At 72.5% G+C, this 1,786-nt stretch carries 1 protein-coding gene; it reads left to right on the top strand.

Features of this window, described 5'->3' with window-relative positions; genetic code table 11:
- A partial coding sequence (locus ACZ4XX_RS40255) for a polyketide synthase dehydratase domain-containing protein (protein ID WP_468512773.1) occupies positions 1-1,786 on the top strand: 1,786 nt, incomplete at both ends.

The raw sequence follows: 1,786 nt of genomic DNA, 5'->3' as shown, positions 1-1,786 counted from the left end.
CCCGCAACCACGGCACCCTCCACCGCTTCCACCACCACCTCACCCACCTCCACACCCACGGCCACACCTGGACCCCCACCACCACCAACACCACCAACACCACCAACACCACCAACACCACCAGCAGCACGACCAGCACCAGCACCACCCCCGCCAACCTCCCCACCTACCCCTTCCAACACGAACACTTCTGGACCGAGACCACCCGCCACCCCACCGACGCCGGCTCCCTCGGCCTGCACACCTCCCCCCACCCCTGGCTCGGAGCCGTCACCCCCCTCGCCAACGGCGAAGGACACCTCCTCACCGGACGCCTCTCCCCCACCGAACACCCCTGGCTCACCGACCACACCGTCTTCTCCACCCCCCTCACCCCCGGCACCGGCCTCCTCGAACTCGCCTTCGCCACCGCCCAGGAAGTCGGCGCCACACGCGTCGAGGAACTCACCCTCGCCGAACCCCTCCTCCTCCCCGACAACGGAGGCGTCCGCCTCCAGATCACCGTCGGCGCGGAGGACAGCGGCGGTCGGCGCGAGGTCGCGATCTACAGTCGTCACGAGGACGGCCAGGAAGCCTGGACCTGCCACGCCACCGGCACCCTGGACGGCGGTCCCGACGGGACCGCTGCGGGCGAGCCGGACGTCGTGGCCGCGCTCGCGCAGTGGCCGGTGGCGGACACCGTCGAGGTGGACCTCGAAGGGCTCTACGACCGGCTGCACCGCCAGGGACTGGAGTACGGTCCGGCCTTCCAGGGGCTGCGGGAGCTCCGGCGCCGGGGCGACTTCGGCTTCGGTCTGGTCCGTCTTCCGGAGGGCATCGAGCCCGACGAGTTCGGCATCCACCCTGCCCTCCTCGACGCCGCCCTGCACACGCTCACCGCGCTGAGGAGCACGGACGAGGCCGTCGTCCTGCCCTTCGAGTGGTCCGGCGTCGAGCTGTACTCCACCGGCAGCTCCGAGCTGCGGGTCCGGGTCGAGCTGAACGCCGCGCAGTCGTCGGCCGAGCTGCTGGCCACGGACCCTGCCGGACGTGTGGTGGTCTCCGGAACGCTGGCGCTGCGCGAGGCGACCCGGGAGCAGATCCGCGGAAGCCGGACGGCCGAGCACTTGTACCGCGTCGAGTTCACGCCCGCGCGGACCCTACGGGAGGACGAGTACGACGACGACCTCTGGGTGCTGGGGGGCAGTGGCGCGCTGGCGCGCCTTCTCGGCGCCGAGGCCGTACCGGACCTGGCCGCCGCGCTGGACGGGCTCGGCGAGGACGAGGCACCGCCCGCGCGGATCGTCGTGGACGTCACCGGGACGGTGACGGGCGGCGGTTCGCCGGACGCGGAGGAGATACGCTCCGCCGCCTCGCACGTACTGGAGCAGTTGCGGGAGTTGTGCGCGGATCCGCGTCTCGACGGGACGGAGCTGGTCTGGGTCACCCGCCGTGCCGTCTCCACCGGTGCGGAGGACCTGGTGAACGCCCCGGTCTGGGGCCTGGTCCGGGCGGCCCGCGCGGAGTACGCGGAGCGGACCCTCCGTCTGGTCGACCTGGGCGGGGACGCCTCCGACCTGGGCGTACTGGAGCGTGCCCTGTCCGTGGACGGCGAGCCCGAGATCGCGGTACGCGAGGGCGAGCTGCTGGTGGCGCGGCTGGTGCGCGCCGAGTCCGGCGTCGCCGTGACGGCTGCGTTCACCGACACGGACGTGGTGTTGGTGACGGGTGGTACGGGTGAGCTGGGCCGTCAGGTCGCGGAGCACCTGGTCCGCGAGTACGGCGTGCGCCACCTCCTCCTCACCTC

This window comes from Streptomyces sp. NPDC029956 (genome assembly GCF_055574655.1).
This window is presented reverse-complemented; position numbering and strand designations above follow the sequence as displayed.